At 45.5% G+C, this 26,377-nt stretch carries 24 protein-coding genes; 13 read left to right on the top strand and 11 right to left on the bottom strand.

Annotated elements, in window-relative coordinates:
- Positions 1-26: 26 nt before the first annotated feature.
- Positions 27-500 carry a glycosyl-4,4'-diaponeurosporenoate acyltransferase CrtO family protein gene (locus AM279_RS08730; protein ID WP_054407599.1) on the top strand — a complete coding sequence of 158 codons (474 nt, stop codon included), beginning with the start codon at positions 27-29 and terminating at the stop codon, positions 498-500.
- A 74-nt stretch (positions 501-574) separates the two neighbouring features.
- Here the strand turns inward: AM279_RS08730 and carB are convergent, their stop codons facing one another.
- Together carB and rpmH are read right to left on the bottom strand one after the other, a co-directional pair.
- Positions 575-3,427: a carbamoyl-phosphate synthase large subunit gene (gene carB, locus AM279_RS08725; protein ID WP_054407598.1), complete on the bottom strand. Its 2,853-nt coding sequence runs from the start codon at positions 3,425-3,427 to the stop codon at positions 575-577.
- Between the two features lie 265 nt (positions 3,428-3,692).
- Positions 3,693-3,854 carry a 50S ribosomal protein L34 gene (rpmH, locus tag AM279_RS08720; protein ID WP_026979292.1) on the bottom strand — a complete coding sequence of 54 codons (162 nt, stop codon included), beginning with the start codon at positions 3,852-3,854 and terminating at the stop codon, positions 3,693-3,695.
- Between the two features lie 167 nt (positions 3,855-4,021).
- Between rpmH and AM279_RS08715 the strand changes: the two genes are divergently transcribed.
- Positions 4,022-4,537, top strand: coding sequence for a tetratricopeptide repeat protein (locus AM279_RS08715; RefSeq protein ID WP_054407597.1), 516 nt, complete (start codon positions 4,022-4,024; stop codon positions 4,535-4,537).
- 65 nt (positions 4,538-4,602) lie between these two features.
- Here AM279_RS08715 and AM279_RS08710 read toward each other — a convergent pair whose 3' ends face one another.
- Genes AM279_RS08710 through rmuC form a run of 3 tightly spaced genes read right to left on the bottom strand, consistent with a single transcriptional unit; the run spans position 4,603 to position 7,682 of the window.
- Entirely contained in the window at positions 4,603-5,691 is a 1,089-nt protein-coding gene (locus tag AM279_RS08710) for an SO2930 family diheme c-type cytochrome (protein ID WP_054407596.1), read from the bottom strand.
- A gap of 38 nt (positions 5,692-5,729) precedes the next feature.
- The gene (locus AM279_RS08705; protein ID WP_054407595.1) at positions 5,730-6,275 is read right to left on the bottom strand and encodes an acyl-CoA thioesterase; all 546 of its coding nucleotides are present in this window, start codon (positions 6,273-6,275) and stop codon (positions 5,730-5,732) included.
- A 3-nt stretch (positions 6,276-6,278) separates the two neighbouring features.
- Positions 6,279-7,682, bottom strand: a complete 1,404-nt coding sequence (gene rmuC, locus AM279_RS08700) for a DNA recombination protein RmuC (RefSeq protein WP_054407594.1) — start codon at positions 7,680-7,682, stop codon at positions 6,279-6,281.
- Between the two features lie 82 nt (positions 7,683-7,764).
- Between rmuC and AM279_RS08695 the strand changes: the two genes are divergently transcribed.
- The 4 genes from AM279_RS08695 to AM279_RS08680 all read left to right on the top strand — a co-directional run bounded on the left by AM279_RS08695 (position 7,765) and on the right by AM279_RS08680 (position 10,830).
- Positions 7,765-8,412 (top strand): hypothetical protein, encoded by a 648-nt coding sequence (locus tag AM279_RS08695; protein ID WP_054407593.1) that lies wholly within the window; start codon positions 7,765-7,767, stop codon positions 8,410-8,412.
- A gap of 222 nt (positions 8,413-8,634) precedes the next feature.
- Positions 8,635-9,744 (top strand): M48 family metalloprotease, encoded by a 1,110-nt coding sequence (locus AM279_RS08690; RefSeq protein WP_054407592.1) that lies wholly within the window; start codon positions 8,635-8,637, stop codon positions 9,742-9,744.
- 150 nt (positions 9,745-9,894) lie between these two features.
- Positions 9,895-10,452 (top strand): putative glycolipid-binding domain-containing protein, encoded by a 558-nt coding sequence (locus tag AM279_RS08685; RefSeq protein ID WP_054407591.1) that lies wholly within the window; start codon positions 9,895-9,897, stop codon positions 10,450-10,452.
- Between the two features lie 3 nt (positions 10,453-10,455).
- On the top strand, positions 10,456-10,830 hold the full coding sequence (locus AM279_RS08680) for a nuclear transport factor 2 family protein (protein WP_054407590.1): 375 nt from the start codon (positions 10,456-10,458) through the stop codon (positions 10,828-10,830).
- Positions 10,831-11,372: 542 nt separating this feature from the next.
- On the opposite strand, the gene AM279_RS08675 is transcribed toward AM279_RS08680, so the two are convergent.
- Genes AM279_RS08675 through AM279_RS08655 form a run of 5 tightly spaced genes read right to left on the bottom strand, consistent with a single transcriptional unit; the run spans position 11,373 to position 13,980 of the window.
- On the bottom strand, positions 11,373-11,957 hold the full coding sequence (locus AM279_RS08675) for a DUF4252 domain-containing protein (RefSeq protein ID WP_054407589.1): 585 nt from the start codon (positions 11,955-11,957) through the stop codon (positions 11,373-11,375).
- Between the two features lie 3 nt (positions 11,958-11,960).
- Entirely contained in the window at positions 11,961-12,482 is a 522-nt protein-coding gene (locus tag AM279_RS08670; RefSeq protein WP_054407588.1) for a DUF4252 domain-containing protein, read from the bottom strand.
- A gap of 44 nt (positions 12,483-12,526) precedes the next feature.
- The gene (locus tag AM279_RS08665) at positions 12,527-13,000 is read right to left on the bottom strand and encodes a DUF4252 domain-containing protein (RefSeq protein WP_054407587.1); all 474 of its coding nucleotides are present in this window, start codon (positions 12,998-13,000) and stop codon (positions 12,527-12,529) included.
- A gap of 37 nt (positions 13,001-13,037) precedes the next feature.
- Positions 13,038-13,484, bottom strand: a complete 447-nt coding sequence (locus AM279_RS08660) for a hypothetical protein (RefSeq protein WP_054407586.1) — start codon at positions 13,482-13,484, stop codon at positions 13,038-13,040.
- Positions 13,465-13,980, bottom strand: coding sequence for an RNA polymerase sigma factor (locus tag AM279_RS08655; RefSeq protein ID WP_054407585.1), 516 nt, complete (start codon positions 13,978-13,980; stop codon positions 13,465-13,467). Before AM279_RS08655 ends, AM279_RS08660 begins: the two co-directional genes overlap by 20 nt.
- A gap of 109 nt (positions 13,981-14,089) precedes the next feature.
- Here AM279_RS08655 and AM279_RS08650 point away from each other — a divergent pair, with 109 nt between their 5' ends.
- A complete protein-coding gene (locus AM279_RS08650; protein WP_054407584.1) occupies positions 14,090-15,511 on the top strand; it encodes a S41 family peptidase in 1,422 nt (473 codons plus the stop codon).
- A 75-nt stretch (positions 15,512-15,586) separates the two neighbouring features.
- Here AM279_RS08650 and AM279_RS08645 read toward each other — a convergent pair whose 3' ends face one another.
- Positions 15,587-16,270 (bottom strand): NUDIX hydrolase, encoded by a 684-nt coding sequence (locus AM279_RS08645; protein ID WP_054407583.1) that lies wholly within the window; start codon positions 16,268-16,270, stop codon positions 15,587-15,589.
- A gap of 233 nt (positions 16,271-16,503) precedes the next feature.
- Between AM279_RS08645 and AM279_RS08640 the strand changes: the two genes are divergently transcribed.
- The 6 genes from AM279_RS08640 to AM279_RS08615 all read left to right on the top strand — a co-directional run bounded on the left by AM279_RS08640 (position 16,504) and on the right by AM279_RS08615 (position 26,363).
- A complete protein-coding gene (locus AM279_RS08640; RefSeq protein ID WP_160316438.1) occupies positions 16,504-19,533 on the top strand; it encodes a SusC/RagA family TonB-linked outer membrane protein in 3,030 nt (1,009 codons plus the stop codon).
- A gap of 18 nt (positions 19,534-19,551) precedes the next feature.
- On the top strand, positions 19,552-21,111 hold the full coding sequence (locus tag AM279_RS08635) for a RagB/SusD family nutrient uptake outer membrane protein (protein WP_054407581.1): 1,560 nt from the start codon (positions 19,552-19,554) through the stop codon (positions 21,109-21,111).
- A 78-nt stretch (positions 21,112-21,189) separates the two neighbouring features.
- Entirely contained in the window at positions 21,190-22,740 is a 1,551-nt protein-coding gene (locus tag AM279_RS08630; RefSeq protein WP_054407580.1) for an alpha-N-arabinofuranosidase, read from the top strand.
- Between the two features lie 17 nt (positions 22,741-22,757).
- Positions 22,758-24,383, top strand: a complete 1,626-nt coding sequence (locus AM279_RS08625; RefSeq protein WP_054407579.1) for an arabinan endo-1,5-alpha-L-arabinosidase — start codon at positions 22,758-22,760, stop codon at positions 24,381-24,383.
- Between the two features lie 16 nt (positions 24,384-24,399).
- Positions 24,400-25,365: a glycoside hydrolase family 43 protein gene (locus tag AM279_RS08620; RefSeq protein WP_054407578.1), complete on the top strand. Its 966-nt coding sequence runs from the start codon at positions 24,400-24,402 to the stop codon at positions 25,363-25,365.
- 2 nt (positions 25,366-25,367) lie between these two features.
- On the top strand, positions 25,368-26,363 hold the full coding sequence (locus tag AM279_RS08615; protein ID WP_054407577.1) for an arabinan endo-1,5-alpha-L-arabinosidase: 996 nt from the start codon (positions 25,368-25,370) through the stop codon (positions 26,361-26,363).
- The last annotated feature ends 14 nt before the right edge of the window (positions 26,364-26,377 follow it).

Genomic DNA, 26,377 nt, shown 5'->3' with positions numbered 1-26,377 from the left:
GGGGATTCTTTTTAAAACCTGATTGTATGGCCGTTGTCACAGGGTTTGTAAGTGCATCAATATCTATAGTTTTTACTTTTGCCATAGTGGGTATGATTGTAAATAAGGCTATAATAAATAAGCCGTTTTATGCCAGGCTTACACATCTGAATTTTATTAAGAATGAAAAACTCAATAAAATACTGGGTGTAACGGTATTGCGCTATATTATTTTACATTCTTTCTGGAAGTTTTTAAACCCCGCTTTAAAGCTGGATAAAGCCAAAGGGCGTGAAAAGCTGCTGTGGCTGCGCGCTGAAATGACCAATGCCGAAATTAGCCACCTTATAGGTTTCGCACTTGGGCTAATGGTTATATCAGCAAGCTTTTTAGCAAATTACCTTACAGGAATAATAGTGCCCTTATTTATTGCCAATACGCTGTTTCATTTGTATCCGGCGCTGTTGCAGCAATATAATAAACGCAGGGTAGATTTACTCTTAGCACGATATAAGTCATAAAAAAAACCTCCACATTGCGGAGGTTTTTTTATATAGCCTTTCGACTTTCTGACTTTTGTCTTTCGACTGATGTCTTACTTGCTCAGGTACATTTTTCTGCGGCTGTACAACTCATAGAACTGGTCATCCTTAAGGTCGTCTATAAACAGGATGCTTTCGCCTGTAGATTTCATCTCTGGCCCAAGCTTTTTGTTTACACCATGGAATTTGTTGAATGAGAATACCGGTTGCTTAATGGCATATCCTTTAAGTTGCGGGTTAAAGCTAAAGTCTTTTATCTTTTTAGCACCCAGCATTACTTTGGTAGCATAGTTTACATAAGGCTCACCGTATGCTTTCGCGATAAACGGCACGGTACGGCTCGCCCTTGGGTTGGCCTCAATTATGTACACAATATCATCTTTAATGGCAAACTGTATGTTGATAAGCCCTACCGTTTTAAGTGCAAGCGCAATCTTTTTGGTGTGGTCTTTTATCTGTTGCATTACAAACTCGCCCAGGTTAAACGGTGGCAGGGTAGCGTTACTGTCGCCACTGTGCACGCCGCATGGTTCAATGTGCTCCATGATACCAATGATGTATACATCTTCTCCGTCGCAAATGGCATCTGCCTCAGCTTCAATGGCACCATCAAGGTAGTGGTCAAGCAATAGTTTGTTGCCCGGTATGCTCTTAAGCAGGTCAATTACGTGCTCTTCAAGCTCCTGTTTGTTGATTACAATCTTCATGCCCTGGCCACCCAGTACATAACTTGGCCTTACCAGTAACGGGAAGTCAAGCGTATCGGCAAGCTTGCTGGCTTCGTCTGCACTTTCTGCCACACCAAACTTAGGGAATGGTATGTTAAGCTCGCTAAGCAGCTCGCTGAAACGGCCACGGTCTTCGGCAAGGTCAAGCGCATCAAAGCTTGTGCCTAATATCTTAATGCCATAGCGGTCAAGCTTTTCGGCAAGCTTAAGGGCGGTTTGGCCACCCAGCTGCACAATAACGCCCTCCGGCTTCTCATGGCGGATAATGTCATATATATGCTCCCAGAATACCGGCTCAAAGTACAGCTTGTCTGCCGTATCAAAATCTGTTGAAACCGTTTCAGGGTTACAGTTAATCATAATGGTTTCGTAGCCGCACTCGCTGGCTGCAAGCACACCGTGCACACAAGAGTAGTCAAATTCAATACCCTGGCCTATGCGGTTAGGGCCAGAGCCCAGTACCACAACCTTTTTGCGGTCAGATACTATACTTTCGTTATGTACATATTTAGTACCGTCTGCCTTTTCAATTTCAGCCTCAAAAGTAGAGTAGTAGTAAGGTGTTTTTGCCTCAAATTCAGCTGCGCAGGTGTCTACCAGTTTGTACACACGCTTAATGCCCGTTTCTTCGCGCTTGTTGTAAACTTCGCTTTCAAGGCAACCCATCATGTGGGCCAGCTGCCTGTCGGCAAAGCCTTTTTGTTTGGCTTCAAGAAGCAGTTCTTTAGGAAGGTCGGCTATTTTATAGGTAGAAATTTCTTTTTCAAGCAGGTACAGGTCTTCATACTGCTTCAGGAACCACATATCTATTTGTGTAATTTCGTGAATGCGGCTCAACGGTATGCCCATTTGTATCGCATCATAAATTACAAACACACGGTCCCAGCTTGCGTGGGTAAGTTTGTCTATAATCTGCTCATAGTTAGTGTAGCCCTTACCATCAGCGCCAAGGCCGTTACGCTTAATTTCAAGCGACTGTGTAGCCTTGTGCAGCGCCTCCTGGAACGAGCGGCCAATGCCCATAACCTCACCAACTGATTTCATCTGAAGGCCCAGTGTGCGGTCGGCACCTTCAAACTTGTCAAAGTTCCAGCGTGGTATTTTTACAATCACGTAGTCAAGCGTAGGCTCAAACAGGGCCGATGTAGACTTGGTAATCTGGTTTTGTAGTTCATCAAGGTTGTAGCCTAAAGCAAGCTTGGTGGCTATTTTAGCAATAGGGTAGCCTGTAGCCTTAGATGCCAGAGCCGATGAGCGTGATACCCTCGGGTTGATTTCGATGGCTACAATGTCTTCTTTTTCATCAGGGCTCACGGCAAACTGCACGTTACAACCGCCGGCAAAGTTGCCTATGCTGCGCATCATTTTTATGGCCATGTCCCTCATTTTCTGGAATGTGGTGTCGCTAAGGGTCATGGCAGGGGCAACGGTTATACTGTCGCCGGTGTGTATGCCCATAGGATCCATGTTTTCGATAGAACAGATAATCACAACGTTATCGTTTTTATCGCGAAGCAGTTCCAGCTCATATTCTTTCCAGCCGAAAAGCGCCTTGTCTATAAGCACCTCGTGTATTGGGCTGGCTTCAAGGCCGCGTGTAAGCAGCTCATCAAAGTCTTCTTTTTTGTGAACAAAAGCGGCCCCTGTACCCCCCAGCGTAAACGATGGGCGAATTACAAGCGGGAACCCAAACTCCTGTGCAATTTCTTTACCTTTTAGGAAAGAGTTAGCTGTTTTAGCCGGTGCAGCAGGTATTTCTATACGCTCAAGCAGCTGTTTAAACTGTTCGCGGTCTTCGGTAATGTTTATGGCGTTAACGTCTACACCTATAAGGCGCACGTTAAAATCGTTCCAAATGCCTTTTTCTTCGGCTTCAAGGCACAGGTTTAGTGCGGTCTGGCCACCCATTGTAGGCAATACGGCATCAATATTTGGGTGTGCTTTAAGAATTTCTATTATAGACTTGGTGGTAAGTGGCTTCAGGTAAATCTGGTCGGCCATACTTGGGTCGGTCATAATAGTGGCAGGGTTAGAGTTTATAAGTATAACCTCTATGCCTTCTTCTCTTAATGAACGTGCCGATTGCGACCCCGCGTAGTCAAATTCACAGGCTTGTCCGATAACGATTGGGCCTGAGCCGATAATTAGTACCGATTTAATAGATGTGTCTTTTGGCATTTGTATTGTGTAGTTGTGTTATTTAATTTACAGCCCCAAAAGGCGCTGTGCAAATTTACGGTTTTTTAGCCTCTCCCCCAACCCCTCTCCAAAGGAGAGGGGAGTAAAGGGCTGATATTTTTTCAAAAATTGTTTACACTCTCTATATATAAGGGTGCAGTGTAGCTGTTCCTCTCCCTTTCGGGGAGGGGTTAGGGTGGGCTTAGGTATAAAAAAAGGCGTTACCAAAAATAAGTAACACCTTTATTATGTTTTGTTTCAAACATTATTTTTTGTGGCGTGGTTCGCTAGAAACAGTTAGTTTGTGGCGGCCTTTAGCCCTTCTGCGAGCAAGCACTTTTCTACCGTTGGCAGATGCCATTCTTTCCATAAAACCGTGCTTGTTTCTCCTTTTTCTTTTTGATGGTTGAAAAGTTCTCTTACTCATTGCTTTGTATCTTTAATCTTTGTGAAATATCGTTAGCGGGACTTTAGATTACCGTTTTTCTAAAACCGAGTGCAAATATACAAAGGTTTTTTTTATGTGCAACTCCTTTATTAAAAAATATTTCTAATTGAAATTGTTACATTTGCAGCCGCAAAATTACAATAATTATGTTCAATAAAAATATCAAGCTGGTAATAACAGCACTACTTATAGGCGTTGCAGTGTGGCAATTTACAGAAAGCAACATAGGCAACGGCATTTTTTTAATATTACTTTCTTTAATATTTGTACTGCTGTATTTTAAAAATGAAATTATTATCCTGGCGTTCTTTAAGCTAAGAAAACAGGATTTTGACGGTGCTAAAAAATGGCTTGATAAAATAAAAGACCCGCATGCTGCCCTTGTCCAAAAGCAGGAAGGCTACTATTATTACCTTAACGGCCTTATGCTGAGCCAGACTAACCTTAACCAAGCTGAAAAACATCTTAAAAAAGCAGTAGAGCTTGGCCTTAATATGGACCAGGACCTGGCTATGGCAAAACTTAACCTTGCCGGTATTGCCATAAGCAAACGCCGTAAAATTGAGGCTACCGCACTACTTGCCGATGTTAAAAAACTGGACAAGCAAAATATGCTGAAAGACCAGGTTGCCATGATGAAGCAAAACCTTAAAAGGATATAATTTTCTTATTTTATATACAAAAAAGACCGCCTGAACAAGGCGGTCTTTTTTGTTTTATACCGTGTTTATGGGCAAGGACTTTCCATTGCGTTAATCCATTCTTCTATAAGCTGAACTCCTTCGGTATGTATGGTAACGCGGCCCAGAGGCGGCATCATTTCTGCTTGTATGGTGTTGTTCATGCGCCAGTACATTAAAGAGTTAGCTGTTTCCTGGCCACTTACAATATATTCTTCCCTGCCCGATACAAAATCAACAGGCTCACGGCAAATGCCCAGGTTTTCAGGGGTAATGCTGTTAGCAAAAGCTAAGTCCATAGGGGTATAGCCGCAGTCTGCCCCCTGGGTGTGGCAGTGTGCACAGTTTACATCAAGATAAGAACGCACGCGCAGTTCAAGCGGCTGTGCAGTATCTTCCCAGTTTACGGTGCTAAGTATTTGCTGCGGATAGGTATCAAGATAGCCAAACTGTTTCCACCTGGCCAGCTGGTTCATGCTGCCATCGGCGTAAGCATACATTTTATTAATGTTTTGTGGCTTAGGCCCAATAGGCATTTCAATATCGTTTTGGGCGTGACACTGCATACACTGGTTGTGAGTAGGTATTTTATAATCAACACTATCTTCCACACCGTTGTGCATCCATGTAATTTCTTTTGTACCTCCTGTTGTGTTCAGCTCGGCTTCGGTCTGGGCATCATTCCAAACATAATTGGCCATGTGCCAGCCTGCAGCCTTTTTAATAAGCAACCTGGTTTCTATAATGATTGTGGTATTATTGGGCAGGGTGTTTTCATAATAAAAATTCTTGATAAGCACCGTACCCACAGGAAAATCAGGTACCTGTCCATCGGTAGTGTAATGGGCGGTTTGGCCGGCAGGCATCCATATGAAGCGTTTTTTAAGCGCATAATCAGTAAACAGGCTACTGTTTAGGTCATAAGGTAAAACGCCATAAGCCGGTTCGAGGTTTTTAAGCTCGCCCTCAAAAAAGTGGTAATCAGATAGTTTTGGGTGAGGCTCAGCTTCAGGGTCGAGTACTACGGGGCTTTCGGGCAGGGGGATATACTCTTCTGCATCATCTTTACCACAGGAATATAAAATAGCAGAAATGGCAGTAACCGCTATAAGCGCCTTGGTGTACAGTTTTTTCATGTAAAGTAACGTGTTGAGGCGCAAATATATAAAAATACCTATAACTCCAGCTTTACACGATATCCTTTTAAGCCGTCAATAGCTTCGGGGCTTCTGTGGTTAAAGGTTTCCTCATGGCGGCTACGCTCATTTTTAAGGCTAATGCGCTTTAAGGCATTGTAAAAACGGCGCACATCAGTATGGCTGCTAAGCTCCAGGGCAGGTACGGTAACATTGTTGCCGTTAGCATCTTTTGCCACCATGGTAAAATATGAAGAATTACAGTGCTTTTCTACCCCGGTTTGTATGTTTTCGCTGGTAACGCGGATGCCTACAATCATGCTGCTGTTACCCACATAATTAACCGATGCCTTTAGCGTAACCAGTTCGCCTACTTCAATAGGGTTAAGAAAGTCAACCGTGTCTACACTGGCCGTAACACAGTAGCTGCCACTGTATTTAGACGCTGCGGCAAAGGCAATCTGGTCCATAAGCATAAGGATGTAGCCCCCGTGTATTTTTCCGCTGAAGTTTTGGTGGCTGGGTAGCATCAGTTCGCTTATGGTTACTTTGCTGGCACTTACTTTCTGGTAACGCTGTTCCATGGTTTAGGGTAGTAGGGTGGGATTAGTATTTTCGTCTTCAAAAAGCGATTCATCTTCCTGCTGAATGGCGCGGTTTAGTATGGTTTCGGGTAGCGACTTCTTGGCCTTTGCACCCATTTTTTTAAGCTTTTCTATGGTGGTAATGATATTGCCACGGCCGTCAAACAGTTTGCCCATAGCGTTTTGGTATTCGCTTTGTGCATCGCGCATTTTGTTGCCCACTTTGGTAAGGTCGCTAATAAAGCCTTCAAATTTATCGTAAAGGGCACCCGCCTGTCGGGCAATTTCATAGGCATTTTCCTGTTGTTTCTGGTTGGTCCACATGCTGTCTATAGTGCGCAGGGTGGCCAGCAGCGTGCTTGGCGTTACAATAACAATATTGCGCTCAAAAGCACGGTTGTAAAGGGTGGCATCTTCGCGTAAAGCAATGGCAAATGCCGGTTCCATAGGTATGAAAAGCAGCACGAAATCAGGACTTTCTATGCGATACAGGTCGTAATAATTCTTTTCGCTAAGCTGGTCTACGTGGCGGCGAATGGAGTTAACGTGCTCTTTAAGGTGTACCATGCGTAGTGGGTCATCTTCTTCATTTACATAACGTTCGTATGATACAAGCGACACCTTGCTGTCTACAATCATTTTTTTGCCGTCCGGCAGGTTAATTACCACATCCGGCTGAATGCGGTTGCCTTCCTCAGTAGTATGGCTTTGCTGCACATAATATTCACGGCCTTTTTCCAGACCCGACTTTTCCAGTACACGTTCCAGCACCAGTTCGCCCCAGTTGCCCTGCATTTTTGTATCGCCTTTGAGGGCGCGGGTAAGGTTAATGGTTTCGCGGCTCATGGCCTCGTTCATATCTTTTAAGCCTGATATCTGCTGGCGTAGCGCGGCGTGATAATCAATACTTTCCTTGTGGGTGTTTTCAACCTTTTGCTCAAAAAGCTGTATTTTTTCCTGTAACGGAGAAAGGATGTTCTTAAGGTTTTCACGGTTTTGCTCGGTAAACTTGGTGCTTTTTTCCTCAAGAATCTTATTGGCAAGGTTTTCAAACTCTTTGGTAAATTTCTCGCGCAGTTCATCAGTTTCCTGGCGTTGTTCGCGCATGCGCTCCAAAAGGTTGTCAAAGTCGGTTTCCTTTTTGGTAAGCTGTATAGAAAGGACATCTTTTTCCTGGCGCAGGCCATCGCGCTCCTGCTGTATAAGGGTAAACTGCTTGTTTATAACCTCTTTTTCGCTTTGGGCCTGTGCCTTAAGCTGTTCCAATTGCAGTTGCTGGTTGTTGTGGCGTTCTTCCATAACCTTTTTATCGGCAGCGGCCTTAGCGGTAAACAGGGCTTTACCTATAAAAACGCCTATGGCAAGGGCTATGATAAAAGCGGCTAAAAGTACAAGGGTATCGGGCATTTGTGCTGTAATTTAAAGGGTAAAGGTAAGAAAATAATCGTAAAAGTTTTTGTGGTATATTTGGGCAAATCACAAACCAGCCATGCAACAATTTGTCTCTTTTAAAAAATACAATAATGCCGTCCAGGCCCGCGAAACCCAACAGTTGCTGGAAGCCAACGGTATAGTAACCCGTTTTGCCGATAACGGTGCATCACTCGACGGTAGTTTTGGGCGTGCCTTTACTGACTATGAAATACAGCTAAACCCGGCCGATTTTAAGCGGGCAGAGGCTTTGCTGGAAGAGCAGGCGGGTAAATGGATTGCCGAGTTGCCGGAAGATTACTATCTTTTTTCGTTTACCGATGAAGAGCTGTTTGAAGTGATTCAAAAAAAAGATGAATGGAGTGAGATTGATTATGTGCTGGCTAAGAGGCTTTTAGCAGAGAGGGGTAAACAAATTGATGATAAGGAAGTAGAGAGGAAAGAAATGGAGCGGTTGTATGAACTTGAAAAGCCCGAAGAAGTAGGCATTGCATGGATTATTATTGGGTATTTTACGGCACTTCTTGGCGGTTTGTTTGGTATATTTACGGGTTATATGGTGTATTATTCTAAAAAAACATTACCTAATGGCGAAAGGGTGTTTACCTACAACAGGAGTAACCGTCAACATGCTAAAATCATCTTGCTGCTTGGTATAGTGGTATTAATTATGACTATATGTTCGCGTATTGTTAGAATAATGTAATGTTTAAGAGATTTTGTACTTATTAATTTATTGTTTTATCCTGCCCATGAGAATGTAAGAATTACTCCCCACATATTGCTTAAATATGATGCTGACCGGCTGGCGCAAACGCTTGAAATCATAAAATCAGGACTTTAACACTCCTAAAAGCTTTAATACAATACTTTTTGGCAGGCCATTTGCGTTTATGTTTTAAACGCACCTAATTCCCTTTTGTATTGTATGAAAAGCCTTAAAATCTGCATTTTAACTGTTATGCTGTGCTGTATTATGCCGGCATTTGCACAAAAAAACTTTGGAGACGCCAAATACACCTCTATGTGTAGCTACTATGGCGAACAGATTACCGGAACCATTACGGCTTATGATGCCGATGTCGAAACGCAGGATATTGTTACTAACATTATGGCAGTCATTGGGTTAAAGCCCAATTTTGAACTGCGTATTGCTAATGTGCCAAATGCCGCTGCCGTGTTTATTAAAGGCAAGCGCTACCTGCTGTACAACCCTAAATTTATGCAGCAGATTGAAAGCCAGAGCGGTACACGCTGGGCAGCTATTAGTATTTTGGCGCACGAAATAGGCCACCACCTTAACGGGCATACACTCGACCAGGTGGGCAGCCGCCCTAAAACTGAGCTTGAAGCCGATGAATTCAGCGGGTTTGTACTGCGTAAAATGGGTGCGTCACTCGAAGAGGCTCAGGTAGTTATGAGTATTATAGCATCGCTTAAAGGCAGCCACACCCACCCCGCAAAAGGCGACAGGCTGGCCTATATTGCTACAGGCTGGAACAACGCCTCTGCAGATAATACTGCAGTTGCCTACAAGCCCAAGTCCCAGGCTGCACCCAAAACAACGGCTACACAGCCCAATACCACTGCTCAAACAACTGTAAAAGCTTCAACACCAAAGGCTAATGCTACTCCTGCACCCAAGCCTAAACCAGCCGCTGTTGTAACCACCACCCAGCAAAAACGCCAGCCTGCCCCCGCAAGGGCTACACCACCTAAGCCTGCCGCCAGGAACACCGTAGCTACAACACAAACGTCTAATAATAAAGATGTTGTAAACAAACCGCCGACTGATAAAGTAATGTCTGACGTGTACCTGAGTTCGAGTCCGCAAGGTAAATATTGTGTTACTGATAAAGGCAAACTCGTTCAGGTTGAGGGAGATAACGTATATCTTATAGCTACCCTTTACAAGAGCGACCGCCAGGGGTACTCGCTTATGTTTGCCGACAACAAGTCGACCAAGATATATGTAGGCAACGGTGGTGCTTTAGTAAACGAAAAAGGTGCCCGTGTGGGTTATGTAAAAGCCAGATAATTAGTTTTTTATAGTATTATAGGGTTTGTAGTTTGTTGTGTTTGGGGGAGCGCAAATGTAAGCTACAAACCCTAATTTTTTGCTTAAAGCTTTCTTAAACAAAATCAGGTAATTACAGAAATTTCTTAACTTGCAGTAAAAAGCTACAGTATGCAAAAGAGCATAGTTTGGGAAGGGTTACACCTTGATACTGAGGAACATTGCGCAGTAAACTATACTGATACCGGCATTGTGGTGCGCAGTGAGATTGAGGGCTGGGCAGGCACCAAAGCCGTATATGTAGACTATGTGCTGGAACTTAAACTAAACTGGACTGTAAAGTGCATTGACATCCGTTTTACGGTAGGTACTGAAGCGCAACACTTTGATTTTGAGCATACTGAAGCGGGTTGGGTAGACAACAATGGTGGCGATTGCGCTGAGTTTGCCGAATGTAACTATGTAGATATTTCGCTAACGCCGTTTACCAATTCATTGGCTGTTAACGGGTTAAAGCTTCAGGATGGGCAACAGACGGAAGTAGAAGTACTGTATTTTGACATCCTTGCCGGGGAGGTGCGTAAGGACACCCAACGCTACACACGGCTTACCGATGGCTTGTATCGCTTTGAAAATGAGGGTGGTAACTTTAGTGCAGATATCACTGTTGATGCCGATGGCTTTGTTACCCACTACCCCCAACTGTTTAAAATGCTAATTCCCCACTAAGATATGGATACCATAATGCAAATAGAAACCCTTGATGCACAGCTAATTGAGGCTATGAAGACCAGTAATGTAGCCGTGCTTGACAGCCTCCTGCATGAGGGCGTTATCTTTACCAACCATGCAGGGCACCTGGTTACCAAAGGAGACGACCTGGAGACCCACCGTTCGGGTAACTTGCAGATTTTCAGCCTGGAAACCGGCGCGCAGTTTATACAGGATTATGGCGATGTAGCCGTGGTATCGGTAGTGGTAGATATAAGTGGTTCATTTTCAGGACATACCTTTGCAGGTATCCACCGCTACACCCGGGTATGGAAAAAGAACGAAGCCGGCAGCTGGCAGGTTATCGCCGCACACGAAAGCCAGGTCATTTCGTAATTAAAAACCTACAGATTTACCGGTTTAATTTTTCACTTTCTGCTAAAAAGGGCACTTTTTGGCATGAATTGCTGTGTCTGGCCTATCCATTTCGAGCCAAAAAAGGCTGTTTTTGGCTTAATATTTCACAATTGGAGTTTGAGTTACGCTAAAAACACCCCATTTTGTGCAAAACCGGCAAACGGGTGCCCCTATGGTGTGAAATATTAAATCCCATTACGGGCAAAAGCAAAATTTTGAATTTCGGATAAGTAGGGAAGTTTTGGATATTTTATATTGGCTTTGGAACCGAAATTAATTGCCTACGGCAAAAAAGCAACGATGCTAATTTTATTCCTACCGAAATCTTTTCCCTAACGGGAAAAATCGAAGGGCATATTTAATCTACAGGGTATTGGTATCGCGTAGCGATTTAATTTCGGTAGCACTGTTAATGTTTATTCCAGATTTCCCGTTAGGGAATTCATTTCGGTAACAAAAAATCCGCAGGAACAGCACCTTAAAATGCATCCCGCGGAACCTTTAAAAAAACTAATATTTTATTACGGCTTAACCGGTGTTACAGGGGCCTGGGTCTGGGTTTGTGTACCCTGCATCATTTGCTGTAGCGGCTTAAGCTGGTTCATATCGAGCCCGCCCTTGCTTATCAGCCCGGCAATGGTCATTACGTTAGCCGGGGTCATATCCTTTCCGGTAACGCGCACAAGGCCCAGGCCGTTATCTTTTTGATGCAGGTAAATAATAAACTCCTCCAGGTGTTCGCCTTCGCCCTTGGTGTTTATAGAGCCGCTGCCTTCCTTGCTGTTAAACTTTATCAGCTGGTCATACTTATCGGTTTTCAGCAGGCTTTTTACGCTCGCCTGTTCCTTATCAAGTATGCCGGGGTTTAGCGAGTCTGCCTTATACACCAGCACGTTAATATGGTGCAGGCTGTTTACGGCTGTTTTTTCCTCGGGCGTAAGCTTCAGCTTTTCGGTTTGTATAATGCTTGGTGCAATATCTACCGCCATAAAGCCCTTTTGGCCTGATTTCTCTACAAAATACTTTTGCACGGTGGGCTCGTTACTGCACGATGCCATAAGCAGTGCAGCCAGTGCGGCCAGCGATGTTATTATAAAGCGTATCATATATTACTGTTTTTTAGCGGCCTGCTTTAGTTGCTCGCCACCCGGCAGCGCCATTTTTTCGGTAAGCACACTCAGGTCGTTCAGGTCAAAATTACCGGTAAGCGATAGCAGTACGGTTTCGCTTTTTCCACCGTCCATAAACATAAGCAGCTCTTTAACCTGGCTGGCAGTAGCCCCGTTTTTAATATAGATTTTAATGTTCTGGCCGCCCTCGTTTACACGCATAAGCTCTTCCAGCGGGTGCGATTTAAGGTAGCCCGTAACCGCATTTTTAAGCTCGCCGGAGTATTTATTGCTGCTGGTGGTAAACACCCTCAGGTGGTCCAGCTTTTTAACCAGCGCAAGGTATTTTTGGCCCTCTTTATCTTTAGGGTCAAGCTTTACCTGGCCCATAAGCTCAAACATCTTTTTATTTACAATAATTGAGGTTATCTCGGTTACATCTTCAAATTTTGCAAAGGCATCCTGCGCAAAAGAGGCAACAGGCAGCATAGCAATAAGTAAGGCAATTACAAACTTTTTCATTTCAGTTAAAATTTATGGTCTTTGGGTAATAAGTAGTAGTACAATTATTTTTTGCTTTCGGTAAGCGCCGCCAGGTCAAGGCTGCCCGTAAAGGAGAATACCATAAGCTCTTTATCTTCAGCATCGTCTATAAACACAAGGCCTTCGCTAATAATGCTGGTGGCGGCATCCTGCTTTACATAGATTTTAATTTTAGAGCCCTCTTCGTTAATACTCATCAGCTGCTCAAGCTTGTTGGTTTTCAGGTACTCATCGGCCGTTTCGCGCAGTTGTTTCTTGTATTTTTTTACCGTGGTGGTATACAGTTTAAGGCTTTTTATGTTTTTAATCTGGTCTTTAAGCTTATCGGCCTCGCTGCCGGCTTCTTTTTTAACCAGGTCGCCTATCATGTCAAACATAGAGCCGCTAATGTCTACGGCTTCAATGCCCTCTACATCGTTAAACTTATCAAATGCGCTTTGTGCAAAAGTAAAGAATGGCGCAAGGGCTAAAACGGTGGTGATTACAAATTTTTTCATGATTTTTAAATTTAAAAGGTTGATTGATGATTATAGTTTATTCTTTAAATACGGTTTGTTTGGCGCGTTCATACTCGCCCAGGTAGTTAACCCCTTTTACGCCCATGTTAACCTTGCTGCTCAGCAGGCCCAGTGCCTTTTGGGTTTCCCTGAAGGCCACCTCGGGGTCATCATAAGTGCCCAGTTCCTGTTGTTGCTGCGGCGGGTTGGTGTTTATAAACCAGGCCAGCATGCCGCACAGTAGTACCAGGCTTGCCGCTACAGATAGCCATTTTGTATAGTTAACCTTTGTTTTTAGCGGCAGGGGCTTATCAAAATGCTGCTCCTGCTGTGCGGCAAAGTAGCCAAACATTGGGGCATACTGCGCCAGGTGCGGGGCTATATTGCCTGCGGCAAAGTAAGCCTTAAGCGTGTTTTCTTCAGCTATAGTGGTTTCGGCGTCAAAGTATTTATCCAGCAGCGTTTCAATTTCTCTTAATTCCATAACTGTGTGTTTTTGTAAGTTCTTCCCTCAGTGTTTTTCGTGCCCTTGATAAAGCTACGCGCACTGCGGTTTCGTTCATATCCATTATTTTGGCAATCTCTTCAAATTCGTATTGCTCTATATCCCTCATTTGCATTATCAGGCGTTGCTGCTCGGGCAGTTGTGCCATAATTTTTTCGGCCCAGCTCCAGCTGTCGCGGTCTTCGGCCTGTTGCTGCAACCCTGCATCGTGGCTGGAGTAGTTGCTGTGCACAATACGCATTTCGCTTGCCTGCTTGCTTTTAAGCCTGTCCAGGCAGTAATTCTTGGTCATGGTCATGGCCAGAGCCTCTACGCTTTTATAGTCACTAAGCTTCTCGCGGCTGTTCCACAGCTTAACCAGCACCTCCTGGGTGGCGTCTTCGGCCTCCTCAGTGCTAACCAGCAGCCTGCGGGCCAGCCGGAACACCTTATCCTTAAACGGCGATATTGTTTTTATAAACTCCGCCTGGTTCATAATTAACGTGGTTTGTTGTTGGTTTATACAGTCAAGACGAATAAGTATTTTTTTTGTTACAACATAACAGTAAAAAAATTAAATTTACGTTTTGATAATAAAAACTGCAATGAAAAAGATTTCGCTTTACATACTGTTATTACTGGCGGTTCCGGCTGCTTTTATAAGCTGTGAAGACCAGGACGACACCGCCGTGCCCATTAACGATTTTATTTGGAAAGGCCTTAACCTGTACTACCTGTGGCAGGCAGATGTACCCGCCCTGAGCGATGACCACTATACAAACCAGGAGGTGCTTAATAACTTTATACAGCCCTTTACACCCGGCGAACTTTTTGAAAGCCTGCTCTATCAGCGTGGCACAGTAGACCGCTGGAGCGTAATGTACAGCGACTACAATGTGCTTGAAAATGCATTACAGGGCACCTACAAAATACACGGCGCCGAGTTTGGCCTGGTGCGCCCCTCTGCTGGGTCTAATACGTTGTTTGGCTATGTGCGCTATATTTTGCCTAACAGCGATGCCAGTACTAAAAACATACACCGCGGCGATATATTTTATGCCGTAAACGGAACAGCCCTTACTGTTGACAACTACCAGGAACTGCTTTCGGCAGAAACCTACACCCTTAATTTTGCCGATTATAACGGTACTACCCTTACGCCAAACGGGCAGGAGGTAAGCCTTACACGCTTTGAATATTCTGAAAACCCTATTTATACCGGCAGCGTGGTAAGCCAGGGAGGCCACAACATAGGCTACCTTATGTACAACGGTTTTTACAGCGGCTACAACAACGCCCTTAACGATGCCTTTGGCCAGCTGAAAGGGGCAGGGGTGACCGACCTGGTGCTTGACCTGCGCTACAATGGCGGGGGCAGCGTGCAAACCGCCACCTACCTGGCCAGTATGATAACCGGGCAGTTTAACGGGCAGCTTTTTGCCCAGCAGGAGTGGAACGCCAAGCTTATGGCACACCTTAACCAAAACGACCTGCAAAACCTGTTTACCGATAACATAAACGGCACTGCCATAAACAGCCTTAACCTTAATAAGGTATACATACTAACTACCGGCAGCACGGCATCGGCCAGTGAGCTGGTTATAAACTGCCTTACACCTTATATAGATGTAGTGGTTATAGGCACTACCACCACCGGTAAAAACGTAGGTTCGGTTACGTTGTATGATTCTATGAACTTTTCAAGAAGCAACCGCACCTCGGCACACCGCTATGCCATGCAGCCCATTGTACTGCGCACTATTAATGCCGATGGCTTTGGCGACTACAGCGCCGGTATAGACCCTACCATAGAGCTGCCGGAAGACTATACCAACATGGGCGAGCTGGGCAATGCATCAGAACCGCTTTTTGCCGCCGCCATAAGCGATATAACAGCAAATGGCCGCCACGGCAACTTCCGTACGGCACAGGGCGGTGCAACACTGTTTAAAGGCGCTAAAGAGCTGCGCCAGTTTGGAACAGAAATGTATATAGATAACCTGCCGCAGAATTTGCCGCTTCGATAAGGTATTTAATGATATAAAAAAACCGGGACGCAAACATCCCGGTTTTTTTTATATTCTGATTTCTAACTTCTGAATTTAAAGCTTAAAAGTAAATCCGTCGCTTACCTTGGCGTTATACTTTACTTCATCAAACATATAAAGAAAAGACCCCTTGCGCGATGATTTCATGTCCTTCTCATCTGTTTTAAGCAGTATGTCAAGGCCGTTAATCTTGTTTATAAAATTACGTTTGTCCAGCTTTTCGCCCAGTATGGCTTCATACAGGGTTTGCAGCTGTTTCATGGTAAACTTTTCGGGCAGCAGCTCAAACCCAATAGGCTTGGTGCCGGCACGGTGGCGCAGGCGGCTCATGGCATGGCTAATCATATTAGTGTGGTCAAAAATAAGGTCGGGTGCCTCATTAATGTCAAACCATTTTGCCGAAAAGTTATCGTTAAGCTTTGTTTCCTCCGTAATATTAATAAGCGCGTAGTAGGATACCGATACCGTTCGTTCAACCGGGTCACGGTCTATGGCGCTGTAGGCACGCAGCTGTTCCATGTATACATTATCAAGCCCGGTAAGGTGGTTTAGTACACGGGTAGCGGCTTCATCCAGGGTTTCTTCGGGCTGCAAAAAGCCCCCCATAAGCGACCACCGGCCCCTTTCTGGCTCAAAATCACGCTTTATTAAAAGTATTTTCAGGTGTTTTTTATCAAACCCAAAAATAATACAGTCTACTGCAAGCAGGGTTTTTACCTGGTCATTATAATTATCCATCCGGTATTTTAAATTGCTGCAATTTATTAAGAATAAAGCTATTTTACAACTATTGGCATATTACTAATATAATAACTATTAATTATTTGATAACGTTGTAGTATTGCAGGGTTGCAGATTATTTTTAAAATAATTTTTAAATAATGAAAAAAATATTTGGTTTATTCAGGAATCTTTAATTACATTTGGAAGTGTAAAAAATACATTTATAAAACAAACCAAATTTCATGTTTATGATTAGAATTACTAATTTAAGTATGGCTGCCACAGGGCAACTTTCTAAACTGAAGGTGGCACTGTGCGCGGTTTTTTTGTTGGCGGCTGTAGCACTACAGGCCCAGAACGTTACAGTTAGTGGGCAGGTAACGGCCGCCGAAGACGGTTCCGGGCTTGCTCTCGCAAACGTTTTAGTTAAAGGTACAACCAAAGTGGTTAATACCGATATTGACGGCAACTACTCTATTGAAGTAAAAACTACCGATGTACTGGTGTTTTCTTACATGGGGTATGCCGAACAGGAAGTTGTGGTAGGCAACCAGACCACAATTAATATCTCCCTTTCACAAGATGCTACAACCATGGATGAGCTTGTGGTGGTAGGTTATGGTACACAAAAGAAGTCTGACCTTACCGGTGCGGTAGCCGTGGTAAACGTGGCAGACGCTAAAAAGACCGTAACTTATGATGTGGCTAAAATGCTACAGGGCCAGGCTGCGGGTGTAACCGTACAAAGCAGCGGCGAACCGGGCGGTTTTGTAAACATCAAAATACGCGGTATGTCTTCGTTTTCAAACAATAACCCGTTGTTTGTGGTAGATAACATACTGGTAGACAATCCGTATGACTTTGCACCCGGCGATATAGAAAGCATACAGGTGCTTAAAGATGCATCTGCGGCAGCTATATATGGTGTGCGTGGTGCTAACGGTGTGGTTATTATTACCACTAAAAAAGGTAAGGCAGGTAAAGTAAGCATTAACTTCCGCTCGCTAACCGGTTTCCAGAATGTGGGCCGTAAAATAGACGTTACCAACCGCGAGCAGTACCAGGATATTACAAATGCTGCCTACCTAAACTCTGGCCAGGCCATACTGCCGGGTAACGACCCTAACAGCCCGTCTTACATTAATAATGTAGATACAAACTGGCAGGACGAGGCGTTCCGTACAGGGCGCATAGAAAACCACTCGCTTAGCTTTACAGCAGGCAGCGAGGCGCTTAGCTACAACTTTAACGTAGATTATTTTAAAAATACCAGCTACCTTAAAGTGCCGCAGGCTTATGAGCGTTACTCTACAAACCTTAACGTAACAGGCCAAAAGGGCAGGTTTAAATATGGCGGTAAAATAAGCTACACCAGCAGCGACAAAGAAAACTTTAACTCATACAACGGCGAGAGTGCCATGATGGCGCTGCTACAGGCCATACCTACCATGCCGGTGTACGACCCTAACAGGCTGGGGGGCTACGGCGGTGCCGATAACCTTACCCAAAGGGCCATTACCCTTAACGTTATTGGTTTTAACAACCTTATAAATAACAATACCGACAGGAACAGGTTTGTGGGTAACATTTGGGGCGAATTTGAAATTATAAAAGGGCTTAGGTATACCCTAAGGGCCAGTGCCGACCAGTTTAACGGTTTCAACAGGTTCTTTACCCCGCCAAGCGACCTTGGATGGTACTACATTACAGAAAATGCCGAATCGGCACTTAGCATCAATAACGATAAAAACGTGCGCACCATAGTAGATAACCTTTTAAACTATGATGTAACACTGGGCAAGCACAACATATCTTTAATGGCAGGCCACGTTATGGAAAGCGAATCATACCACAACCACTGGAGCCGTGGTGTGGGCTACACTCCGGGCGAAAACAGCCAGCTTAACTATGCCGATGCTATTTCGGGTGGTGAGTACCAAAGCGAAATCAGGCGTAAATCATTACTGGGCCGTCTTGTATATACTTTTGATGATACCTATATACTTACGGCAAACTTCCGCCAGGATAAGAGCTCGCTTTTCCCTGAAAACAACAACACCGGTAACTACTACTCGGTTTCAGGAGCATGGAAAGCACAAAACGACCTTAAGCTGCCGGAGTGGTGGAATACCCTTAAAGTGCGTGGCGGTTATGGTTTATTGGGTAACAACACCATTGGTGTATATGCTTATGCACCTACGGTTAACCCTTTTACCAGCTATGTATTTGGCACTTCGCTTGCCCCGGGTACTTCGGTTATCAGCGCGTTTGACTCGTCTATAAGCTGGGAAGAAACCCAAACAAGCAACATTGCTATAGAAACCGGTATGTTTGACAACAAACTACAGTTCTCTGCAGAATACTACGTTAAAAAATCTACAGGCCTGCTGCTTGCTGTGCCGCTGCCATTCTCTACCGGTGCATTCCCTGCAAGTATCAGGACAAATGCCGGCGATATCCGCAACACAGGTTTAGAATTTACACTGGGCTACAGCAATTATGACCACGAATTTAAGTGGGGTGTAAATGCTAACCTGGGTACTATTAAAAACGAGGTACTAAGGCTGGGTGACGAAAACGACCCGCTTTTCGGTATCAACTCTAAAACAGCCGTAGGCCGTTCAACAGGCGAAATATTTGTATATGAAGCCGAAGGTATTTTCCAGAACCAGGCCGAGATAGATGCACACGCCTTCCAGCCTAATGCACAGCCGGGCGACGTTAAATTCCGCGATGTTAACGGCGATGGCCTTATTACAGATGAAGACCGTACCTACCAGGGCACTACAATACCTAAATACAGCTACGGCCTTAACTTTAATGCAGAATACAAAAACTTCGATTTCTCATTTGCATTTGTGGGCCAGGGTGGCAACAAGGCATACAACGGTACTTACAACGGCCTTATGATAGGCGGCCTGTTAAACCACAGTACAGATATGCTTAACTACTGGACACCGGAAAACACCAATACTAATGTGCCGCGCCCTGATGTATTAGAGCGCAATGCCAATGCAAGGCCGTCAAGCCGCTTTGTGCAGGATGCCGGTTATTTAAGGCTGCAAAACATACAGCTGGGCTACACGCTTCCGCTTAAGGACAACAAAGTGTTTGATAAGGTAAGGCTTTACACCTCTGGCCAAAACATATTTGTAATTACTGATTTTACAGGTTACGACCCTGATTTTATGAACGACGGCTTACTTTCAAGGGGCTTTGAATCAGGCTCTTTCCCTAACCCGCGCACCTTTATATTTGGTATTGAAGCAAGTTTCTAAAAATTAATTGAAAAGAAAATGAAAACAGTATATATAAAAAAGTTTTTACTACTATCGGCACTTTCTGTTGTAATGACAGGCTGTGTGACTGATGAAGACCTTTTGCAGCTTGACCCTAACCTTGACAGCGAACTGGCGTTCTGGAAAACAGATGAAGATGCCGTAGCCGGTGTTAATGCGGCCTACAGCGCCCTTATTGCCGATGGCACTTATATGAGGAGCACACCGCTTTTGCTTGACCTTAGGGGTGAAGATATGCGCAGCAACAGCCCGTGGGCCAATATGGCAAACGTGGGCAGGTTTAACAGCAGCGTGTCTGATGCGGCCATATACGGCTGGGCTTATGAAATGTATTACCAGGGCATTTACCGTGCTAACCAGGTGCTTGCAAAAGTGCCAAATATAGAAATGGATGAGGCGCTTAAGCAGCGTGTGCTGGGCCAGGCTTATTTTCTTAGGGGGCTGTACCTTTTCCATGCTGTTAACCTGTTTAAAAACGTGCCTATACCGCTAACTATAGATGAGCTTAAGCACCCGCAAAAAACACAGGAAGAAGGCTGGGCCCAGGTAAAGGCAGATTTCCAGATGGCGGCAGATATGCTTCCGGTATCATATAATGGCCTTACCGGCATTGATGCTAACCAGCCGGGCCGTGCCACTAAAGGTGCAGCACTTGCATTTCTTGGTAAAGCACAGCTGTTTACAAACGACTTTACCGGTGCAAAAGCTACATTTGAAAGTGTTATGAACCTTGGCGTTTACAGCCTGGTGCCTAACTACCGCGATAACTTTACAACCGCTAATGAAAACAACTCTGAGTCGGTTTTTGAAATACAGTTTGCACGCGAGGCCGGCGGCGTAGCCCTTGGCTGGGGTGGTATACCTGCTTCTGACTGGGGCAAAACCAGCGCCCGTGCCATTACTTATGCACCGCGCAGCTTTGGCTGGACCGATGCACAGCCTACATGGGCACTTTATGATGATTTTCATCTGGAGCAAACCGAAACCGGTGATGAAGACCCAAGGCTTGATGCCACTATGTTTTACAACAAACCGGGCATGATGCTGTATGGCGTTAGCTTTGCCACACATTATGCAAGCAGCCCGGCCGACCTTAACGACCTGTTTTGCCGCAAATATCAAAACTCTGATGGCGATTTTGCAAACGAAATGGACTGGAGGAGCGGTATAAACGAGCGTATACTGCGCTATGCAGATGTATTGCTTATGTATGCCGAGTGCCTTAACGAAACCGGAAACACAGCAGGCGCTTATACCTATATTCAAATGGTGCGAGACAGGGTAAACCTGCCTAACCTGGCCACAACAATGCCGGGCATGACACAGGCACAAATGCGCGACCAGATTGCCCACGAAAGGCTGCTTGAGTTTGCTATGGAAGGCCACCGTTTTGATGACATCCGCCGTTGGGGCTGGCTTCAGGACCCGGTTAAGCTGGCATGGCTAAAAAGCAGGGACCCTGAATTTAATACGTACCTGGCCGGCAGGGAATACTTCCCAATACCGCAGCTGGAAAGAGATACTAACCCGGGCACAGAGCAAAACCCCGGTTACTAAAATTTATTTATAACAACTTAATATCATGCAGTAGGTACACTTTTTACCTGCTGCGTGATATTAAAATTTTAATACACTATGAGCCAAATCAAGCACTACACAACTGTTTTACTCCTTGCCGCAGGCAGCTTACTGCCGGCTACGGCACAACAAAAGGCAACCATTAAGGTTAACCCTTCGGCCGATGCGCCTACCATTAACAAGCACATTTACGGGCATTTTTCTGAACACCTGGGCCGTTGTATTTACGATGGTTTTTATGTGGGCGAGGGTAGTGCCATTCCTAATACAAAAGGTGTAAGGAATGATATTATTGCCGCGCTAAAAGAACTGGGAATACCCAACCTGCGCTGGCCGGGCGGCTGCTTTGCCGATACCTATCACTGGAAAGACGGCATTGGGCCAAAAGAAAAAAGGCCTACCATAGTAAACCAGTGGTGGGGGGGCGTTACCGAAGACAACAGCTTTGGTACACACGATTTTCTTGACCTGTGCGAGGTGCTGGATACAGAGCCTTACCTGGCGGCTAACGTGGGCAGCGGCACCGTTCAGGAATTTACAGAGTGGATTCAGTATGTAAACCATGGCGGCAAAAGCCCAATGAGCGACCTGCGCAAGCAAAACAACCGCGATACTCCATGGGGTGTTAAGTTTTGGGGTGTGGGCAACGAGGCCTGGGGCTGTGGTGGCAACATGACGGCCGAGCATTATGCAAACCTGTACCGCCAGTATTCTACCTTTATGACAGACTGGAGCAACACAGGTAGTTTGTTCCGCATTGCATCGGGCGCTAACGTGGCCGATTACCACTGGACAGAAGTGCTTATGCGCGAAATCCCTAAAAACCTGCTGGATGGTGTGGCACTACACTCATACTCGTTTGTAACCTGGGAAAAGAAAGGCTCATCTACAAAGTTTGACGAGCAACAGTATTTTACCACCATGCAAACCGCCCTTAAAATGGAAGAGCTGGTTACAAAGCACACCGAAATAATGGATAAGTATGACCCTAAAGGCAAAGTAGCCCTTGTGGTAGACGAATGGGGCGGCTGGTATGACGTGGAAGAAGGCACAAACCCGGGCTTCCTGTACCAGCAAAACACCATGCGCGATGCCATGATTGCCGGTACTACGCTAAACATTTTTAACAACCACAGCAGCCGCGTGCGCATGGCAAACCTTGCCCAAACGGTAAACGTGCTTCAGGCGGTAATCCTTACCAAGGGAGACAAAATGCTGCTAACGCCTACCTACCATGTAATGAAAATGTACAAGGTGCACCAGGATGCAAAGCTTATCCCAATCGAGCTTGCCACACCTGATTATAAGGTAGGTAGCGAAACGCTTCCGGCGGTTTCGGCATCAGCCTCTGTAAAAGATGGCAAAACGCACATCTCTTTGGTTAACATCCACGCAAAAGATAAAGAAACCGTAGAAATAGACCTTAACGCCCTTAAGCTAAAAGACTTTACCGCCCAGATACTTTCATCGGGCAAGCTACAGGACTATAACTCATTCGAAAACCCTAACGCCATTACGCCTAAAGCATTTAAAGACTTTAAGGTTAAAAACGGTGTGCTTACGGTAACGCTTCCGCCATTCTCTGTAGTGGTGCTTGAGGCCAAATAATTAACAACAACAGGCTTATGAAAAAGAATAAAGCAATGCAGCTGTTTGCAAACGGCACCAGACTGTTTGTTGCCCTTGCGGTAGCGGGGCTTGTGGCCACCGGCTGCTCTAAAGACGAAAACGAGCCTACCACCGGAGGCACCGATAATGATGATAACCCACCCGTAGGCCCGGTGTTTAATGGGCCTACCTATGCCGATAACTATACGCCCATAGCCGGCTGGGAAAACCGCAGCCAGTGGAACCTGGCTAACGTGCACGACCCTACCGTGGTTAAAGACGGCGCCTATTTTTATATGTACCAGACCGATGCTTCTTACGGCAATGCACATGCAGGCCACGGGCATTTTCATGCAAGGCGTTCTTTAGACCTTATAAACTGGGAGTATATAGGTTCTACTATGGATGAGGCACCTGCATGGGTAAAAACCACCATGAATGCCCACAGGGCACAAATGGGCCTTCCGCCTATAGATAACCCTAAGTATGGCTACTGGGCGCCGTGCATCCGCAAGGTGGGCAATGTGTTCAGGATGTACTACAGCATTGTGGTAGATGAGCTTATTACCGGTACAGACCCTGCCGCCTCTTGGGGCGAAAGGCCTTACATAGGCATGATGGAAAGCACCAGCCTGGCTTCTAACCAATGGGTAGACAAAGGTATGGTTATAACCTCTGAACCCGATGGCGTGGTAGATTACCACCGAGATGGCCCTAACGACTGGAATGGCTACTATAAATTTAACGCCATAGACCCCAGCTACATTGTAGCCGAAAACGGCCAGCACTGGCTTATTTACGGTTCGTGGCATACCGGTATTGCTGCCGTGCAGGTAGACCCTGCAACGGGCAAGCCTACCCAGCTTAATACTATAGACGATTACGGAATACGCATAGCAGGCCGTGGCAATGTAAACACCGAAAGGTGGCAGGCGCTTGAGGGGGCAGAGATTATCTACAACCCGCAAACGCAGTACTACTACCTGTTTTTTGCTTATGATGAATTATCCATTGCCTATAATACCCGTGTGGCAAGGTCAACAAACATAGAGGGCCCTTATGTGGGCATGAACGGGCAGGATATTACCCAGGGTGCACAATGCTGGCCTATGCTAACGCATCCGTATAAGTTTAACAACCACACCGGCTGGGTGGGTATATCGCACTGCGCGGTGTTTCAGGATGATGCCAACGGTAAATGGTACTTTGCATCGCAGGGCAGGCTACCGGCAAACGTGCCGGGCATAAACGCCTCTAATGCCGTAATGATGGGCCACGTGCGCGAAATGCAGTGGACTACAGATGGCTGGCCCGTTGTATCGCCGGAGCGTTATGCGGGTGTGCCAGCTACCGAATTTACCATGGCAACCATTGCCGGTACTTACGAAATTATAACCATGAACTACCAGTACCAAACCATGCAAACATCGGTTATGGTAAGCCTTAATGCAAACGGCACCGTGGGTGGCGGCATGACCGGCAGCTGGAGCTATGATGATACCAATAAAGAGGTGCTTATAAACGGCTCTAAGTGCAAGGTATTTGATTCGTGGGACTGGGAGTCGTCTCCGCGCAAGGTAACCCTGGCCATATCGGGCCTCACTGCAGATGGCAAGCCCATCTGGGGTAAAAAAATGTATTAATTCCCAAAATTAAACCATGAAGAAAGTTGTATTGGTTGTGCTTGGCGCTGTAGTAACGTTAGCCTGTTCATCCCAAAAACAGGTTGTAAACAACAACAGCGGTGTAGAGAACAACCCCATAATAAAAGATAAATATATAGGCGACCCTGCCGCCCTGGTGTATAAAGATTCGGTATACCTGTATGGCGGGCACGATGAGGCGCCAAACGATTTCCATTTTTATAAGATGAACGAATGGGTGGTATATTCCAGCGCCGATATGGTTACCTGGAAAGAGCACCCGGTTCCGCTTAAAACGACTGATTTTGCATGGGCAAAAGGCGATGCATGGGCAGCACAGGTTATAGAGCGCAACGGCAAATTTTACTGGTATGTAACGGTAGAGCACGCCACCATTCCCGGCAAGGCAATAGGTGTGGCGGTTAGCGATTCGCCCACGGGGCCGTTTAAAGATGCCCTGGGCCATGCGCTTATTACTAACGATATGACCACCCAAACCGGCATAACCTGGGATGATATAGACCCAACCGTGTTTATAGACAACGGCCAGGCATACCTGTACTGGGGCAACACCGTGTGCAAGTATGTAAAGCTAAAAGATAATATGCTGGAAACCGAAGGCGATATACACGCTATAGACCTTCCGCATTTTACCGAAGCACCGTGGATTCATAAAAAAGGCGACTGGTTTTACCTGTCGTATGCCTATGAGTTTCCGGAGAAGATTGCCTATGCCATGAGCAAAAGCATTGAAGGCCCGTGGGAGTACAAAGGCATTTTGAATGAAATTGCAGGTAACAGCAATACCAACCACCAGAGTATTATTGAGTTTAAAGGCAAATGGTATTTTATTTACCACAACGGTGCATTACAGCCCCATGGCGGCAGTTTCCGCAGGTCGGTTTGTATAGACAGGCTGTTTTATAACCCTGACGGCACCCTTAAGCGTGTGGTAATGACAACCGAAGGCATAACAAAATAAGTATGAAAAAAATTTTAGTTTGGGTTAGTTTAGTTTTAGCTTGTGGCAGCGCCCTCTCTCAGGAGGCGCTGCCCATAGGCGAAACTATTGTGCACGACCCAGTAATGATACAGCAAAACGGTACCTACTACCTGTTTTGCACCGGGCACGGCATATCGGTATTTTCGTCTAAGGACATGAAAACCTGGACAAAGCAAAAACCGGTGTTTGATGCCCCTCCTGCATGGGGCAAAACCGTAGCCCCTGATTTTAAAGACCACATCTGGGCGCCCGATGTTTCGTTTCATAACGGGCAGTATTATTTGTACTACTCGGTGTCGTCTTTCGCAAAAAATACATCAGCCATAGGTGTAGCGACTAACAAAACGCTCGACCCTGCCAGTAAGGATTTTAAGTGGACAGACCATGGTATTGTAGTACAATCTGTACCCAACCGCGACCTTTGGAACGCCATAGACCCTAACCTGGTTATAGACGAAAAAGGTACGCCGTGGCTTACATTCGGTTCGTTTTGGGATGGGCTTAAAATGGTTAAGCTTACCCCGGAACTGACTAAAATTGCCAATCAGCCCGAAGAGTGGTATACCGTAGCACGCCGTGAGCGCAGCTTTAGCCTTGAGGATGCAAACCCGGGCGATGCCGCACTTGAGGCGCCTTTTATTTTTAAGAAAGACAACTATTATTACCTGTTCCTGTCGTGGGATTACTGCTGCCGTGGCGAAAACAGTACCTATAAAGTAGTGGTAGGCCGCAGCCAGAGCGTGCACGGGCCTTTTCTTGATGCCAACGGAAAAGACCTTAACCAGGGCGGCGGCACACTGGTAATAGAGGGCAATAAAAACTGGGCAGGTGTGGGCCATAACAGTACCTACACATTCAACGGAAAAGACTACCTTGTATTCCACGCTTATGAAATTGCCAAAAAAGGCAGGCCGGTGCTTACCATTAAAGAAATTACATGGGAAAACGGCTGGCCTAAAGTGGCACCTATGAATTAAACCAAACCCAAAAA

This window comes from Flavobacterium akiainvivens, assembly GCF_001278115.1.
In the GTDB taxonomy this organism is placed as follows: Bacteria; Bacteroidota; Bacteroidia; order Flavobacteriales; family Flavobacteriaceae; genus Flavobacterium; species Flavobacterium akiainvivens.
This window is presented reverse-complemented; position numbering and strand designations above follow the sequence as displayed.

Coding starts and splice junctions, on each gene's coding strand:
- AM279_RS08730 (WP_054407599.1), top strand. CDS start 27: ATGGCCGTTGTCACAGGGTTTGTAAGTGCATCAATATCTATAGTTTTT.
- carB (WP_054407598.1), bottom strand. CDS start 3,427: ATGCCAAAAGACACATCTATTAAATCGGTACTAATTATCGGCTCAGGC.
- rpmH (WP_026979292.1), bottom strand. CDS start 3,854: ATGAGTAAGAGAACTTTTCAACCATCAAAAAGAAAAAGGAGAAACAAG.
- AM279_RS08715 (WP_054407597.1), top strand. CDS start 4,022: ATGTTCAATAAAAATATCAAGCTGGTAATAACAGCACTACTTATAGGC.
- AM279_RS08710 (WP_054407596.1), bottom strand. CDS start 5,691: ATGAAAAAACTGTACACCAAGGCGCTTATAGCGGTTACTGCCATTTCT.
- AM279_RS08705 (WP_054407595.1), bottom strand. CDS start 6,275: ATGGAACAGCGTTACCAGAAAGTAAGTGCCAGCAAAGTAACCATAAGC.
- rmuC (WP_054407594.1), bottom strand. CDS start 7,682: ATGCCCGATACCCTTGTACTTTTAGCCGCTTTTATCATAGCCCTTGCC.
- AM279_RS08695 (WP_054407593.1), top strand. CDS start 7,765: ATGCAACAATTTGTCTCTTTTAAAAAATACAATAATGCCGTCCAGGCC.
- AM279_RS08690 (WP_054407592.1), top strand. CDS start 8,635: ATGAAAAGCCTTAAAATCTGCATTTTAACTGTTATGCTGTGCTGTATT.
- AM279_RS08685 (WP_054407591.1), top strand. CDS start 9,895: ATGCAAAAGAGCATAGTTTGGGAAGGGTTACACCTTGATACTGAGGAA.
- AM279_RS08680 (WP_054407590.1), top strand. CDS start 10,456: ATGGATACCATAATGCAAATAGAAACCCTTGATGCACAGCTAATTGAG.
- AM279_RS08675 (WP_054407589.1), bottom strand. CDS start 11,957: ATGATACGCTTTATAATAACATCGCTGGCCGCACTGGCTGCACTGCTT.
- AM279_RS08670 (WP_054407588.1), bottom strand. CDS start 12,482: ATGAAAAAGTTTGTAATTGCCTTACTTATTGCTATGCTGCCTGTTGCC.
- AM279_RS08665 (WP_054407587.1), bottom strand. CDS start 13,000: ATGAAAAAATTTGTAATCACCACCGTTTTAGCCCTTGCGCCATTCTTT.
- AM279_RS08660 (WP_054407586.1), bottom strand. CDS start 13,484: ATGGAATTAAGAGAAATTGAAACGCTGCTGGATAAATACTTTGACGCC.
- AM279_RS08655 (WP_054407585.1), bottom strand. CDS start 13,980: ATGAACCAGGCGGAGTTTATAAAAACAATATCGCCGTTTAAGGATAAG.
- AM279_RS08650 (WP_054407584.1), top strand. CDS start 14,090: ATGAAAAAGATTTCGCTTTACATACTGTTATTACTGGCGGTTCCGGCT.
- AM279_RS08645 (WP_054407583.1), bottom strand. CDS start 16,270: ATGGATAATTATAATGACCAGGTAAAAACCCTGCTTGCAGTAGACTGT.
- AM279_RS08640 (WP_160316438.1), top strand. CDS start 16,504: ATGATTAGAATTACTAATTTAAGTATGGCTGCCACAGGGCAACTTTCT.
- AM279_RS08635 (WP_054407581.1), top strand. CDS start 19,552: ATGAAAACAGTATATATAAAAAAGTTTTTACTACTATCGGCACTTTCT.
- AM279_RS08630 (WP_054407580.1), top strand. CDS start 21,190: ATGAGCCAAATCAAGCACTACACAACTGTTTTACTCCTTGCCGCAGGC.
- AM279_RS08625 (WP_054407579.1), top strand. CDS start 22,758: ATGAAAAAGAATAAAGCAATGCAGCTGTTTGCAAACGGCACCAGACTG.
- AM279_RS08620 (WP_054407578.1), top strand. CDS start 24,400: ATGAAGAAAGTTGTATTGGTTGTGCTTGGCGCTGTAGTAACGTTAGCC.
- AM279_RS08615 (WP_054407577.1), top strand. CDS start 25,368: ATGAAAAAAATTTTAGTTTGGGTTAGTTTAGTTTTAGCTTGTGGCAGC.